At 65.5% G+C, this 12,510-nt stretch carries 13 protein-coding genes; 4 read left to right on the plus strand and 9 right to left on the minus strand.

The window, feature by feature from the left end:
* Positions 1-4 precede the first annotated feature (4 nt).
* From ilvN to G6N09_RS02090, 4 genes are all read right to left on the minus strand, one after another.
* Positions 5-517, minus strand: a complete 513-nt coding sequence (ilvN, locus tag G6N09_RS02075; RefSeq protein WP_046187763.1) for an acetolactate synthase small subunit — start codon at positions 515-517, stop codon at positions 5-7.
* Positions 517-2,391: an acetolactate synthase large subunit gene (locus G6N09_RS02080; RefSeq protein WP_083024551.1), complete on the minus strand. Its 1,875-nt coding sequence runs from the start codon at positions 2,389-2,391 to the stop codon at positions 517-519. Before G6N09_RS02080 ends, ilvN begins: the two co-directional genes overlap by 1 nt.
* 206 nt (positions 2,392-2,597) lie before the next feature.
* The gene (locus G6N09_RS02085; RefSeq protein ID WP_083024305.1) at positions 2,598-3,452 is read right to left on the minus strand and encodes a metal-dependent hydrolase; all 855 of its coding nucleotides are present in this window, start codon (positions 3,450-3,452) and stop codon (positions 2,598-2,600) included.
* The gene (locus G6N09_RS02090; protein WP_244959512.1) at positions 3,449-4,216 is read right to left on the minus strand and encodes a TetR/AcrR family transcriptional regulator; all 768 of its coding nucleotides are present in this window, start codon (positions 4,214-4,216) and stop codon (positions 3,449-3,451) included. The genes G6N09_RS02085 and G6N09_RS02090 overlap by 4 nt, the downstream gene beginning before the upstream one ends.
* A gap of 38 nt (positions 4,217-4,254) precedes the next feature.
* Here G6N09_RS02090 and G6N09_RS02095 point away from each other — a divergent pair, with 38 nt between their 5' ends.
* On the plus strand, positions 4,255-4,593 hold the full coding sequence (locus tag G6N09_RS02095; protein WP_083024307.1) for a PH domain-containing protein: 339 nt from the start codon (positions 4,255-4,257) through the stop codon (positions 4,591-4,593).
* 21 nt (positions 4,594-4,614) lie between these two features.
* Here the strand turns inward: G6N09_RS02095 and G6N09_RS02100 are convergent, their stop codons facing one another.
* Positions 4,615-5,430, minus strand: a complete 816-nt coding sequence (locus G6N09_RS02100) for a DoxX family protein (protein ID WP_083024309.1) — start codon at positions 5,428-5,430, stop codon at positions 4,615-4,617.
* Between the two features lie 134 nt (positions 5,431-5,564).
* Here G6N09_RS02100 and G6N09_RS02105 point away from each other — a divergent pair, with 134 nt between their 5' ends.
* Both G6N09_RS02105 and gjpA read left to right on the plus strand, forming a co-directional pair.
* Positions 5,565-6,686, plus strand: a complete 1,122-nt coding sequence (locus G6N09_RS02105) for a PQQ-dependent sugar dehydrogenase (protein WP_083024311.1) — start codon at positions 5,565-5,567, stop codon at positions 6,684-6,686.
* 332 nt (positions 6,687-7,018) lie between these two features.
* Positions 7,019-8,044, plus strand: a complete 1,026-nt coding sequence (gene gjpA, locus G6N09_RS02110; RefSeq protein WP_083024314.1) for an outer membrane porin GjpA — start codon at positions 7,019-7,021, stop codon at positions 8,042-8,044.
* Between the two features lie 285 nt (positions 8,045-8,329).
* Here the strand turns inward: gjpA and gatB are convergent, their stop codons facing one another.
* Both gatB and G6N09_RS02120 read right to left on the minus strand, forming a co-directional pair.
* Positions 8,330-9,832, minus strand: a complete 1,503-nt coding sequence (gatB, locus tag G6N09_RS02115; protein ID WP_083024317.1) for an Asp-tRNA(Asn)/Glu-tRNA(Gln) amidotransferase subunit GatB — start codon at positions 9,830-9,832, stop codon at positions 8,330-8,332.
* Positions 9,833-9,869: 37 nt separating this feature from the next.
* Positions 9,870-10,538, minus strand: coding sequence for a TenA family protein (locus tag G6N09_RS02120; protein ID WP_083024319.1), 669 nt, complete (start codon positions 10,536-10,538; stop codon positions 9,870-9,872).
* 37 nt (positions 10,539-10,575) lie between these two features.
* Between G6N09_RS02120 and G6N09_RS02125 the strand changes: the two genes are divergently transcribed.
* Positions 10,576-10,962: a DUF2237 family protein gene (locus tag G6N09_RS02125; protein WP_083024321.1), complete on the plus strand. Its 387-nt coding sequence runs from the start codon at positions 10,576-10,578 to the stop codon at positions 10,960-10,962.
* A gap of 18 nt (positions 10,963-10,980) precedes the next feature.
* Here G6N09_RS02125 and G6N09_RS02130 read toward each other — a convergent pair whose 3' ends face one another.
* Together G6N09_RS02130 and G6N09_RS02135 are read right to left on the minus strand one after the other, a co-directional pair.
* On the minus strand, positions 10,981-11,328 hold the full coding sequence (locus G6N09_RS02130) for a hypothetical protein (RefSeq protein WP_083024323.1): 348 nt from the start codon (positions 11,326-11,328) through the stop codon (positions 10,981-10,983).
* A gap of 91 nt (positions 11,329-11,419) precedes the next feature.
* Positions 11,420-12,451, minus strand: a complete 1,032-nt coding sequence (locus G6N09_RS02135) for an ATP-dependent 6-phosphofructokinase (RefSeq protein ID WP_083024326.1) — start codon at positions 12,449-12,451, stop codon at positions 11,420-11,422.
* Between the last annotated feature and the right edge of the window lie 59 nt (positions 12,452-12,510).

The raw sequence follows: 12,510 nt of genomic DNA on the forward strand, positions 1-12,510 counted from the left end.
GGGACTATTTGGTGGTGCCGATGCCGCGCGGACCGCGAGACAACGATACGAGACCCGATTGGACGATTTCGCGGATGCCATAGGGCTCCAGCACTCGCAGGAGCGCATCGAACTTGGCCGGGGTGCCGGTTGCCTCGACGATCAACGACTCCGGGGACACATCGATCACCCGGGCGCGGAACAGATTCACGGCCTCCACGATCTGCCCGCGGGTGCTGGCATCCGCACGGACTTTGATCAGCGCTATCTCGCGGGAGACGGAGTTGTCCTCTTCCTGCTCGACGATCTTGATGACGTTGATCAGCTTGTTGAGCTGCTTGGTGATCTGCTCCAGCGGGGTGTCCTCGACCGAGACGACGATCGTCATGCGCGACATGTTCTTGGTCTCGGTGGCGCCGACGGCCAGGGACTCGATGTTGAAACCACGCCGGGAGAACAGCGCGGCCACCCGGGCCAGCACACCGGGCTTGTCCTCGACGAGCACCGAGAGGGTGTGGGTCTTCCAACCAGTCGACATCAGGCGTGCCCCTCGTTGTTGGCGTCGTCGAACAGCGGCCGGATACCGCGTGCAGCCTGGATCTCGTCGTTGCTGGTGCCTGCGGCGACCATTGGCCACACCTGCGCATCCGCCCCGACGATGAAGTCGATCACCACCGGTCGGTCGGTGATCGCCCTCGCCTGGTTGATCACGTCTTCGACGTCTTCCTCACGCTCGCAACGCAATCCGACACAACCGTAGGCCTCGGCCAACATCACGAAATCAGGGATGCGGCGCGAGTGCGTGGCCAGGTCGGTCTGGCTGTAGCGCTCCCCGTAGAACAGGGTCTGCCATTGCCGGACCATGCCCAGGTTGCCGTTGTTGATCAACGCAACCTTGATCGGCACTCCTTCGATCGCGCAGGTGGCCAGTTCCTGATTGGTCATCTGGAAACAGCCGTCTCCGTCGATCGCCCACACCTCGGCGTCCGGACGGCCCATCTTGGCGCCCATAGCCGCGGGGATGGCAAAGCCCATGGTGCCGAGCCCTCCCGAGTTCAGCCAGGTGCGCGGCTTGTCGTAGGTGACGAACTGCGCGGCCCACATCTGGTGCTGCCCGACGCCGGCGACGTAGAGCGCGTCGGGTCCGGCGATGCGTCCCAGCGTCTCGATGACGTATTCCGGGGAGAGACTCCCGTCGCTCTGCGGCCCATAGCTCAGCGGGTAGGTCGAGCGCACCTCGTCGAGATAGGTCCACCAGTCGGAGATATCGAGAGAGTCCAGCGCCTTATCCTGCCGCAGCACCTCCAGCAACTCGATGATGACGGCCTTGACGTCGCCGACGATCGGGACGTCGGCGTGCCGGTTCTTGCCGATCTCGGCCGGGTCGATGTCGGCGTGGATCACCTTGGCGTCCGGGGCGAATGAGTCCAGCTGGCCGGTGACTCGGTCATCGAAGCGAGCACCGAGGGTGATCAGTAGATCCGAGCGCTGCAGGCCGGCGACGGCGGCCACTGTGCCGTGCATGCCGGGCATGCCCAGGTGCTGACGGTGACTGTCCGGGAAGGCACCCCGGGCCATCAGGGTGGTGACGACCGGGATACCGGTCAGTTCGGCCAGTTCGGCCAACTCCTCGCAGGCTTCACCACGGATCACCCCACCGCCGACGTAGAGCACCGGCCGGCGCGCCGCCGCGATCAGCTTGGCGGCCTCGCGGACCTGGCGACTGTGCGGCTTGGTGGTGGGCTTGTAGCCCGGCAGGTCCAACCGCGGCGGCCAGGCGAAGGTGCACTGGCCCTGCAGCACATCCTTGGGGATGTCGACCAACACCGCGCCCGGACGTCCCGAAGCCGCGATGTGGAATGCCTCGGCCAGCGCACGCGGGATGTCGTCGCCGTTGCGGACCAGGAAGTTGTGCTTGGTGATCGGCATGGTGATACCGGAGATATCGGCCTCTTGGAAGGCATCGGTGCCGATCAACTGACGGCCGACCTGGCCGGTGATGGCGACCACCGGGATGGAGTCCATCTGCGCGTCTGCCAGCGGGGTGACCAGGTTGGTTGCGCCCGGGCCCGAGGTGGCCATGCACACCCCGACCCGCCCGGTGGCGTGGGCATAGCCGCTGGCCGCGTGGCCGGCGCCCTGCTCATGGCGCACCAGAACGTGGCGGAGCTTCTCGGAGTCGAACAGCGGGTCATAGACCGGCAGGACGGCACCACCGGGGATGCCGAAGATCACGTCGACGTCGAGTTCCTCCAGGGACCGGATCACCGACTGAGCACCGGTCATCTGCTCTGGCGGGACCCGCTTGGATGACGGTGTGACCTTGGCGGCGGCCGTCTCCACGGCCGAAGCTCCGGTGTCGTCGTGCGGCGGTGCCGACCGCTCCGGCGGTCGGGTGGTGGGTGCGCTCACGGTTTCCTCTTTGTCTTCGACGACTGTGTCTTTGGGCACTGGTGGCAACAAAAAACCCCCGCCAGCTCAGCTGCTGCACGAGGGTTGCGCGTTGGTGGTTGAAGTTCAGGCAACAACCAACGCGCAGTGGGCTACTACGAGCATGCCGTTGTCCATAGCACACGACGGTAGCCGCTAGACCGAGCGTGCGTCAAATGAGCGAGCGCTCAGTTCAGGTGGTCGACCAGGGAACCCCGCTCGCCGAACAGCTCGGCCTCCCAGTGCTGCAGCAGTGCCGCATTGTCTTGGTCATCGGGATGGAAGCCCGGACGCATGTACTCCGCCAGTCGGCGGAAGACCGAGCGGGTCAAGAACGGCGATCGCCGCAGGGCCGCAAAGCTGCGGACGGTTCGCACCGGGTTGTAGGCCGCCCGGTCCGCGAAGAGCGAGATGATGGTGTTCGCCACGACGGCGAGGGGAAAGGTGAAGCGGATTATCTTCATCACCTTGATCCGGCGGGCCTCGTCGCCTCCGACCGCCCGATACACGTCGAATGCCACCGAGCGGTGCTCGGATTCCTCGATGGCATGCCACAACAGCATGGACCGCACTTCGGTGGTCCCGAGCAGGGCCTGCGCCCGCTCGTCGGAGAGCAGGGTCTCGGCGAACACCGCGGTGAAATGTTCGAGTGCGGCGGTGATGGCCAGGCAGGTCAGCGGGGAGAACCGTCGTTCAATGGCCTTCTGGCGGCGATTCACCAGCCGGTCGATCCTGCGGGTCGGGTAACCCATCTCGTGCAGTCGCTCATTGAGCGCACGGTGCTCGCGCCCGTGAGTGACCTCCTGGCCGATGAATCCCTTGACCTGATCTTTGAGGTCGGGGTCGGTGATCTGGTCGGAGTAACGACGCACCGAACGAATGAAGAAGTCCTCGCCCTCCGGGAACACCGCCGACAAGTGCGCGATCATGTGACTCATCACCAAGTCGCCCTGCACAAAGTGGCGATCCAGTGCCGCCACCGGGTAGTTGAACCGAATGCGACGCGGCTGTACCACGGGGTGGCGGTTCTCGTTGGCGGTCATGACTCTCTCTCGGGTTGTGGGTCTGCAAAGCCGGTCACCAGTGGCCGAACCAGCATTTTGAAAGTGTCGAGAATGTCGGTGGTGGCCACCGGTTCGTGGCCCTCTATCGACCGCGACATCGCCAGGCCGTTCATCAGCACGAAAGCCATCTGCAGGCCGATGCGCGACCGTGGGACGGCAACATCGGCCGGGTCGGCCGGGCCGAGCAGTTGGTCGTAGACCCGCTCGCAGGCTTCCGCGAACTGCCGATCCGTCTCGATGACCGCCGGGGCCAGCTCCCGGTCGGTACGCGCCGCCACCCACAGCTCGTGGGTTGCGGTGAAGGTCGGACCGGAAAACATCGACCACAGCAGATCGAAGGCCTCATCGAGCTTGTCGGCGGACGCGTCCAGTCCGGCCATCAGCACCTCGAACTCTTCGATGCGCCGGCTCAGCGCGAATTCGATGGCCGCGGTCAGCAGCCCCACCTTTGTCGGGAAGTGCCCCTGCAGCGCCCCCACCGAGACGCCGGCGCGGCGAGCCACCTCGGTGGTGGTCGTTCCCTTGAAACCCACCTCCACCAGCGCGTCGAGTGTCGCGTCGAGCAACGCATGCCGGGTCTCGGCAGTACGTTCCGCCTGGGTCCGGCGGGGCTTTGTCGGCGGCACGGGTCCATCATGCTGCATGAAAAATAAGTAGTCAATATTTATTGTTTTCAGGGGCGGAAACTGGCCACCCCCTCCAAACTCTCCGACGGTGACATCATGCGGGGGTGGCATCTCCATCACCCGACCCCGCGCCCCTGGTGATCCGCATATCGCCGATGGCCCATTTCGCGGTGGGCTTCCTGACACTCGGCCTGCTGATCCCGGTGACGACGTGGCCCGTGACAGCCCCCCTGCTGGCACTGCCGGTCCTGGCCTCGGCACTCATCGCAAGGTGGCGAACGGTCGCCGACGCCGAACAGATCACTGTGCGGACGCTTCTCGGCAGCCGTTCGGTGCCGTGGGACGCCATCGCCGGCTTGGGCTTCACGCGGGGATCGTGGGCGCGGGCACACCTACGGGACGGCGAGGTTCTTCGCCTACCCGCGGTGAGCTTCGCGACGCTGCCGCTGTTGACCGAGGCGAGCGGCGGGCGGGTACCGAACCCCTACCGCTGACCGCCCCCACCACGCCCGGATTTAGCCGAGCGGGTTCGCCCCGTTGAGGAAGACCCACATCGCGATGCCGCCAGCGATCCCGAGCAGCAAAGCCGCAATGGATCCGATGAAAGGCCGTCGAGCCCACCCACGGTCGCCGTCGAGTCCGTAACGGCCCGGTCCGACCAGCACGATCGCCACCGCCACCACAATGAGAATGAGGTGGAATTCGTGACCGTCGGGCAGGAAGAGCCCGAGCCGGCCCTGGTTGTCCGACGAGACACCGGTGAGAACCCCGTTGATGAAATAAGCCAGCGCACCGGCCGCGGCCAACGGGGTGAACAGTCCGAGCACCAACAGCAGACCCGCTGCGATCTGGCCGCCCCCGGCCACGTAGGTCAGGATGTCGGCGTGCTGATAGCCCGCAGCCGCGATTGAGCTCTTGAATCCGCTCAGACCCTGGCCACCCCACCAACCGAACAGTTGGCGCAGCCCGTGCGCCACCAACAGCACACCCAGGCCCATGCGCAGAACGAGCAGACCGAGGTCTTGGGTACCGCGCCGGTCGACTGCCCGGAACGGCTCATCGATATCGGGGTCTGGACCGATGGAGACGCCCACACGCCCCGGACTGGCCTGCGGTTCGGCGTAGGGCAGCGGCTGGTAGCCGCCTGCCGCCACCCGGGCGCCAGTGGGGTCGTAGGCCGGAATGGCGGCGGTCTCGAAATCACCGGTGTAGGTCGGCGATGGCATGTCGTCCTCCGGATCTACCAGACGCGCCGACTTGGGACGTCCTTTGCCTGCGTCGGCAGTCTCACCCGGCCGTCGCCAGTGTGAGCCCTCACCATGACTGGTCACCCTGCAAGAGTAAGGGCAACCCCCACGGTATTGGGGATTTGAACGCCTTCGTTAGCGAATCGAATCCGGCCCGGCGGGGGCGGTGCGGTGGGCGTCGTGGCGAAACCCAACCCGGTGTCCGTAACCTGACGGGCATGCGGATGCGCGGGGCGGTTCACCGGGTGCCTGTCGTTTTGGGCGCGGCGCTGCTGGCTCTGACCGGCTGCGCGCACTTCGACGACGCTCAATCTCAGCCCTTCACCACCGTGCCCCGGCGCGGAATGGCGCCTGCCACGACTCCCCCGCCGCCTCCGCCGCTGCCCGCCAACCCATTCCCCAAGCAGTGCCCGGCGCCCGGGGTGATGCAGGGCTGCTTGGAAAGCACCAGCGGGCTGATCATGCACGGCGACAGCAAATCGGCATTGGTCGCCGAACGCACCACGGGCGCCGTCAAGGAAGTCTCTTTGACCGCCGAGCCGAAGGTGAAGACGGTCATAGGCGTCGACCCGGCCGGTGACGGCGGGCTCATGGACATCGTGTTGTCGCCGACCTACACGCAGGACAGGCTGATGTACGCCTACATCAGCACGCCCACCGACAACCGGGTGATCCGAATCGCCGACGGCGATGTCCCCAAAGACATCCTGACCGGCATTCCCAAAGGCCCGACCGGCAACACCGGTGCGTTGATCTTCACCAGCCCGACCACCCTGGTGGTGCTCACCGGGGACGCGGGCAATCCGGCCGCAGCCGCTGACCCAGGATCCACCGCAGGCAAAGTCCTGCGTATCGAGCAACCCACGACCATCGGCCAGGCGGCACCGACCACTGCACTGAGCGGAATGGGAGCCGGCGGCGGAATGTGCATCGACCATGTCGACGGTTCGCTCTACGTCACCGACCGCACGCCGAGCGGGGATCGACTGCAGCGCATCACCAAGGATTCGCGGGTCTCGACCGTGTGGACGTGGCCGGACAAGCCCGGTGTCGCCGGCTGCGCCGCGATGGACGGTGTCGTGCTCGTCAATCTGGTCAACACCAAACAGACGGTGGCGGTGCGCCTGGCTGCCGGCACCGGATCGGTCACCAGCGAGCCCGAGGTCATGCGCCAGGACACCCATGGTCATGTCTGGGCAGTCAAGATGTCGCCGGACGGCAACGTCTGGGGCGCGACGGTGAACAAGACCGCAGGGGACGCCGAGAAGCTCGACGACGTGGTGTTCCCACTGTTCCCCTCCGGCGGCGGGTTCCCGCGCGCCAACGACGACAAAGACTAGGCGCACGCCCGGCGCGTTCCGCGCGATCGTTCTCCCCCACTCCCTCGCACGCCTCAAGCCGCGTTGCTCGAGGGCCGAGCTCTTCCGCGACAGCAATGCTCCCGAGCGCCACTGTGGTCCACCGACTGCGGCAATCCTTCCGCTTGGCGCCACTAAGTTTCTGGGAATTCTCTGTCAATCTTTTGGCCGATTCCGAGATATCTGCAGGTCATCCAGGGTGAATATTGATTCACCTGGGTTTTTGTTAGCGATCAGTTCATTTGCACCTAAGCTACTTTCAAGTAACCTTTCGCTGTCGTGGCAGCCGTCACGCTTACGTAACGAGGAGACCTATGCAACACTTCGCCCCCGCTCCCTGGGTAGCAGCAGGCGTCGCGCTCATCGGCGCCGGCGCCGTCGCCGCCACCCCGGCCGTCGTCCCACTGCCAGGCCTGACTGCCACGCATTCAGCCACGGTGGCCCTCACCGCCGACTTCGACCCCTTAGGCGCCTGGCAGGACGTGTTCGCCACCGCCAAAGACAACGCCACCACGCTGTGGGACACCATGTCGGCGGCACCCTTCGTCGCCGGCCAGCAGCTGATCGCGGACCTCATTAATGGCACGTCGATCGACCCGCAGGCGGTCCTTGATGCGATCGTCCAACCCAGCATGTCCACCGACCTACCGATCTCCCCGCTGGGGCTGAGCAACGATGGGTACCACACGCTGATCGCGCTGGTTCTGCCGCAGATGCTGCCCAGCGACTTCCCCATCCCCACCGACCAGCTCGAGCCGATTCTGTCGTTCGCGGCCTCGCCGCTGAGCGGTGTGCTGATCGGTGCGCTCAGTCCATCCATCAGCCCGCTGGTGGCACTGGGCAACAGTGTCAACGACATCAGCACCGCACTGGCCGGTGACAACCCGGACTGGACGGCAGCGCTGCAGGACGTGGCCAACATGCCCGCCAACATCGTCGGCGGATTCCTGAACGGGGCCACAGTGAACCTCGATGCACTGCTGCCGTTGCTCGCCGACCAGTTGCCCGAGGGCATCACCATCAGCTCGCTGAGCTACACCTTCGGCGGGCTGCTATCACCCGGAGAGACGGGCACCGACGTGTACGGCTATGTCAACGACATCTTCGATGGCAGCAGTCCGGGAATCGGCGGCTCGCTCCTCAACGGTCTGGGCATCAACCTCGACTTGGGCTTCCCGTTGGACGTTCCCGGCCTGGGCGTCGGACCCATCGGCGCCTGGGAAAGCCTGCAGGAGATCATCGCCGGTGCACTGGGCTGGGACGGCGCGGGCAACCCGCTGGACGACGGGGCCGACTCGCTGGTTCAGCTGGTCAGCGACATCTTCAACACCAGCGTATAACCCGATCAACGCAGTTGGCCCCCTTCGCTTGTGAGGGGGGCCACCTTCGTTGGGGGCGTCGGGACACGGGTTCTCACAGAAGTATTACTGACTCCGCCCGAGCGCCTTAAATATGCGACTTACCTTGGAACTCAGGTCAGGGGGTCACCACTTGACCACCTAGCGAAAAGGAGCCGACAATGCTGATCGACGTTCGGTGGCTGCGGTTCATGTTCGACCACCGGGGCCACCAGCCAGTCCGCCAGCTGCCGTAGCTCTCCGATAGCGGGAGCTGGGCGGCCGCGGCTAACCGCAGGCGGCGAGCACCAGTTCACGCACCCGGGCGGCGTCGGCCTGGCCTTTGGTGGCTTTCATCACCGCACCCACGATGGCTCCGGCCGCCTGAACTTTTCCGCCCCGAATCTTCTCGGCCACATCGGGATTGGCTGCCAGCGCCTCGTCGATGGCGGCCTGGATCACCGAGTCGTCACGCACCACGACCAATCCTCGGTCGGCCATTACCTGGGCCGGCTCTCCCTCTCCGGCCAGCACGCCCTCAACCACCTGTCTTGCCAGCTTGTTGGACAGCTCACCGGAGTCCACCAGCGCCACGACATCGGCGACCTGCTGGGGCGTGATAGCCAGCGCGTCCAGTTCGATACCGGCTTCGTTGGCCTTCTGCACCAAGAAGTTTCCCCACCAGGCCCGGGCTGCCTCACTGGAGGCCCCGGCGGCCACCGTGGCTGCGACCAACTCGACCGCGCCTGCGTTGACCAAGTCGCGCATCACCTCGTCGGAGACGCCCCACTGCTCCTGGATCTTCTTGCGGGCCAGCCACGGCAGTTCCGGGATGGTGTTCCGAAGCTCGGCGACCAGCTCGGTTGGCGGAGCCACCGGCTCCAGATCGGGCTCGGGGAAGTACCGGTAGTCCTCCGCGGTCTCCTTGGCCCGGCCTGGGCTGGTGTAGCCGGCCTCATGGAAGTGCCGGGTCTCCTGAACGACAGTCCCGCCGCTGCTCAACACCGCCCCTTGGCGCCGCATCTCGTAGCTCACCGCCACCTCGACACTCTTGAGCGAGTTGACGTTCTTGGTCTCGGTTCGAGTGCCGAATTCGGCTGCACCGGTGGGCTTCAGCGACACGTTCGCGTCGCAGCGCATCGAACCCTGGTCCATGCGCACGTCAGAAACGTCCAATGCCCGCAACAGATCCCGCAGTGCGGTCACATATGCCCGGGCGATCTGGGGTGCACGTTCGCCAGCGCCAGTGATCGGTTTGGTGACGATCTCTATCAGCGGCACACCGGCCCGGTTGTAGTCCACCAGGGATTCGCTGGCGCCCTCGATCCGGCCGGTGTCGCTGCCCACGTGAGTGAGCTTGCCGGTGTCTTCCTCCATGTGGGCACGCTCAATGTCCACCCGCCACACCGAACCGTCCTCCAGCGGCACGTCCAGGAAGCCGTTGAAGGCGATTGGCTCGTCGTACTGGGAGATCTGATAGTTCTTTGGCTGGTCGGGATAGAAATAGTTCTTCCGGGCGAACCGGCACCAGGAGGCGATCTCGCAGTTGAGCGCCAACCCGATCCGGATCGCCGACTCGACCGCAGTGGCGTTGAGCACCGGCAGCGAACCGGGCAGCCCCAGACACACCGGACACACCTGGGTATTCGGCTCTGCGCCGAAGGCCGTCGAGCATCCGCAGAACATCTTGGTGGCCGTGGACAGCTCGACGTGCACTTCCAGGCCCAGAACCGGGTCGAAGCGGGCGAGGACGTCGTCGTAGTCAAGCAGTTCGGCGACAGCAGCGGTCATAGACGCAAAGTCTAGGTGACTCCTTTGTCCGGCTTGGTCACACCGGCCAGTCCTCCAGCCGGTGGGCAGCGTCGAAGAACATCCACTCATAGCGTGCGGCGGTGCGCAGATGCCCGAGCATCAACTCCCACTCTGCGGCCGGCGCGTACATTCCGACCCGGTCGGCGACGGCGAGCACTTCCTCGACCACGGCCTGGTACTCCTCACCGGCATAGGTGTCGATCCAGCGCTGGAACAGCGGCTCCGGGGAACCGTGACGCTGCAGGTGCTCCCCCACCCGGGCATAGATCCAGTAACAGGGCAGCACTGCGGCCACGGCCTCGGCGTAGGAGCCCGACGCGGTGACGGACATCAGGTAGCTGACGTAGGCCTGCGTCGTCGGGGCGAGCAGCCCAGCCGCGGCAGGATCGACCCCCGCCGCCAGCTCTGCGAGCAGTCCGGAATGCAATTCGGCTTCGGCAGTGATCGCCACGTCGGCATGCTCGGCGAACATGGTCTGCTCCGAGGCGATCGGGGCCATTGCCGCGCAGCCCTTCAATGCCCGTGCGTACCCCTGCAGGTAATGGGCGTCCTGCACCAGATAGTGGTGAAACTGGTTGCGGCCCAGAGTCCCGTCGGTAAGGCCCGCGATAAATGGGTGCTCGCAGATCTTCCAGTAGATACCGTCGATGCTCCCCCACAACTGCTCACGATTCTGCTCCGCCATACCTCACCGTAGGCGCCACCGCCCTAGACTGGCCTCCATGCCCGACCGCAACGTACTGGGCGGCCCGCTGGAGCCGTGCGGCAACGACCCGATCACCGGCTTCTATCGCGACGGCTGTTGCTCGTCAGGGCCCGAGGACATTGGGCTGCACACTATTTGCGCTGTCGTCACGGGCGAGTTCCTGGAACACCAACGCTCGATCGGTAACGACTTGTCCACGCCGATGCCGGCCTACCGATTCCCCGGGCTCACACCCGGAGATCGGTGGTGCGTCACCGCGTTGAACTGGTTGCGAGCCCACCGCGACGGCTGCGCCGCGCCGGTGGTACTGGCAGCCACCCATGAGCGCACGCTCGACGTGGTCAGCCTTGAGGTGCTGGCCGATTACGCCGTGGACGTACCCGACGACCCCAGCGACCTCTGACCGGGAGCGGCCGTGCGGTCAGGGTCCGAGCGTGACGCCGACACCCGGGCCGTTCTGCTGCCGGAGCCTTTCGTACAAAACGAATTCCTGCACCAGCGGGCCGTCTTGGGGGCAGTCGGCGATCACCGAACTGGCCAACAGCCGCCCCGTCTGGTCCTCCGGTAGGCCGCTGGTCGCCAGGATGTGACTGACCGCGTGCTTGACGCCGGCCAAGCTCGGCTGGTCGTTGATGAATGCGCAGACATCGTTGCCGTGATCGGTGACGTAATCGCCGATCTGGTCCCCACTGGCGAAAGCCGGTGCGGCGAGCACCAGTCCCATCGGCAGTCCGCACAGCGCCACGGCGGACAACACCATCTTTCCCATACTCCACCCCCAGCCTTCGTCAATCAGGCACCAGAAAACACAACTTCACCATTGTGAAGCCATTTCGCAGCGTTGTCACGCCACACGCGAACTAGCCGAAGAATGCCGCCGCGTCGTCGTAGCGGCTCTGCGGCACCACCTTGAGCTGGCGGACCGCGTCGGCCAGCGCCACCCTGCCGATCTCCTGGCCGCGCAACGACACCATCATGCCGTATTCGCCGGCGTGCGCGGCGTCCGCGGCATTGACGCCGAATCGGGTTGCAAGGACCCGGTCATAGGCGGTCGGAGTGCCGCCGCGCTGCACATGGCCCAGCACGGTGGTACGGACTTCCTTCTTGACCCGCTTCTCGATTTCGATGGCCAGTTGCGCGGCAACCCCGGTGAACCTCTCGTGGCCGAACTCGTCGACACCACCGGCCCGCAGCTCCATCGATCCGGCAGCGGGTTTGGCCCCCTCGGCGACAACGCAGATGAAGTGCGACGAGCCGTGCTGGAAACGCTGTTTGACCAGCCGGCAGACCTCTTCGACATCGAAGGGCTGCTCGGGGATCAACGTCATGTGCGCACCGGTGGCCAAGCCGGCGTTGAGCGCGATCCAACCAGCGTGACGCCCCATCACTTCGACCAGCATCACCCGCTGGTGCGATTCAGCGGTGGAGTGCAGCCGATCGATGGCGTCGGTTGCGACCTGAAGTGCGGTGTCGTGACCGAAAGTGACGTCGGTGCAATCGATATCGTTGTCGATGGTCTTGGGCACACCGACCACCGGAACGTTCTCCTGCGACAACCAGTGCGCCGCAGTCAAAGTCCCCTCGCCGCCGATGGGAATGAGCACGTCGATGCCGTTGTCATCGAGGGTCTGCTTCACCTGATCCAGTCCGGCGCGCAGCAACTCCGGGTTCACCCGAGCGGTGCCCAGCATGGTGCCGCCCTTGCCCAGCAACCGATCGTTGCGGTCATCGTTGGCCAACTGGATGCGACGGTTCTCCAGCAGGCCGCGCCAGCCGTCCTGGAAACCGACCACCGTCGATCCATAGCGCGAGTCGCAGGTGCGCACCACCGCCCTGATCACCGCGTTCAATCCGGGACAGTCACCGCCACCCGTGAGCACTCCGATCCGCATGGGACCATCTTGCCGGTTCGGTCACCCCGAGACGGTGGTTAGTGGCGAGCTCCACTCGA

The organism is Mycolicibacter minnesotensis, from assembly GCF_010731755.1.
GTDB classification, from domain to species: domain Bacteria; phylum Actinomycetota; class Actinomycetes; order Mycobacteriales; family Mycobacteriaceae; genus Mycobacterium; species Mycobacterium minnesotense.

What these genes read in the sequence shown, in the direction of transcription:
- G6N09_RS02125 (WP_083024321.1), top strand. Translation starts at nt 10,576, where the DNA reads ATGCCCGACCGCAACGTACTGGGCGGCCCGCTGGAGCCGTGCGGCAAC.
- G6N09_RS02085 (WP_083024305.1), bottom strand. Translation starts at nt 3,452, where the DNA reads ATGACCGCCAACGAGAACCGCCACCCCGTGGTACAGCCGCGTCGCATT.
- G6N09_RS02120 (WP_083024319.1), bottom strand. Translation starts at nt 10,538, where the DNA reads ATGGCGGAGCAGAATCGTGAGCAGTTGTGGGGGAGCATCGACGGTATC.
- gatB (WP_083024317.1), bottom strand. Translation starts at nt 9,832, where the DNA reads ATGACCGCTGCTGTCGCCGAACTGCTTGACTACGACGACGTCCTCGCC.
- G6N09_RS02090 (WP_244959512.1), bottom strand. Translation starts at nt 4,216, where the DNA reads ATGGAGATGCCACCCCCGCATGATGTCACCGTCGGAGAGTTTGGAGGG.
- gjpA (WP_083024314.1), top strand. Translation starts at nt 7,019, where the DNA reads ATGCAACACTTCGCCCCCGCTCCCTGGGTAGCAGCAGGCGTCGCGCTC.
- ilvN (WP_046187763.1), bottom strand. Translation starts at nt 517, where the DNA reads ATGTCGACTGGTTGGAAGACCCACACCCTCTCGGTGCTCGTCGAGGAC.
- G6N09_RS02095 (WP_083024307.1), top strand. Translation starts at nt 4,255, where the DNA reads ATGGCCCATTTCGCGGTGGGCTTCCTGACACTCGGCCTGCTGATCCCG.
- G6N09_RS02135 (WP_083024326.1), bottom strand. Translation starts at nt 12,451, where the DNA reads ATGCGGATCGGAGTGCTCACGGGTGGCGGTGACTGTCCCGGATTGAAC.
- G6N09_RS02105 (WP_083024311.1), top strand. Translation starts at nt 5,565, where the DNA reads ATGCGGATGCGCGGGGCGGTTCACCGGGTGCCTGTCGTTTTGGGCGCG.
- G6N09_RS02130 (WP_083024323.1), bottom strand. Translation starts at nt 11,328, where the DNA reads ATGGGAAAGATGGTGTTGTCCGCCGTGGCGCTGTGCGGACTGCCGATG.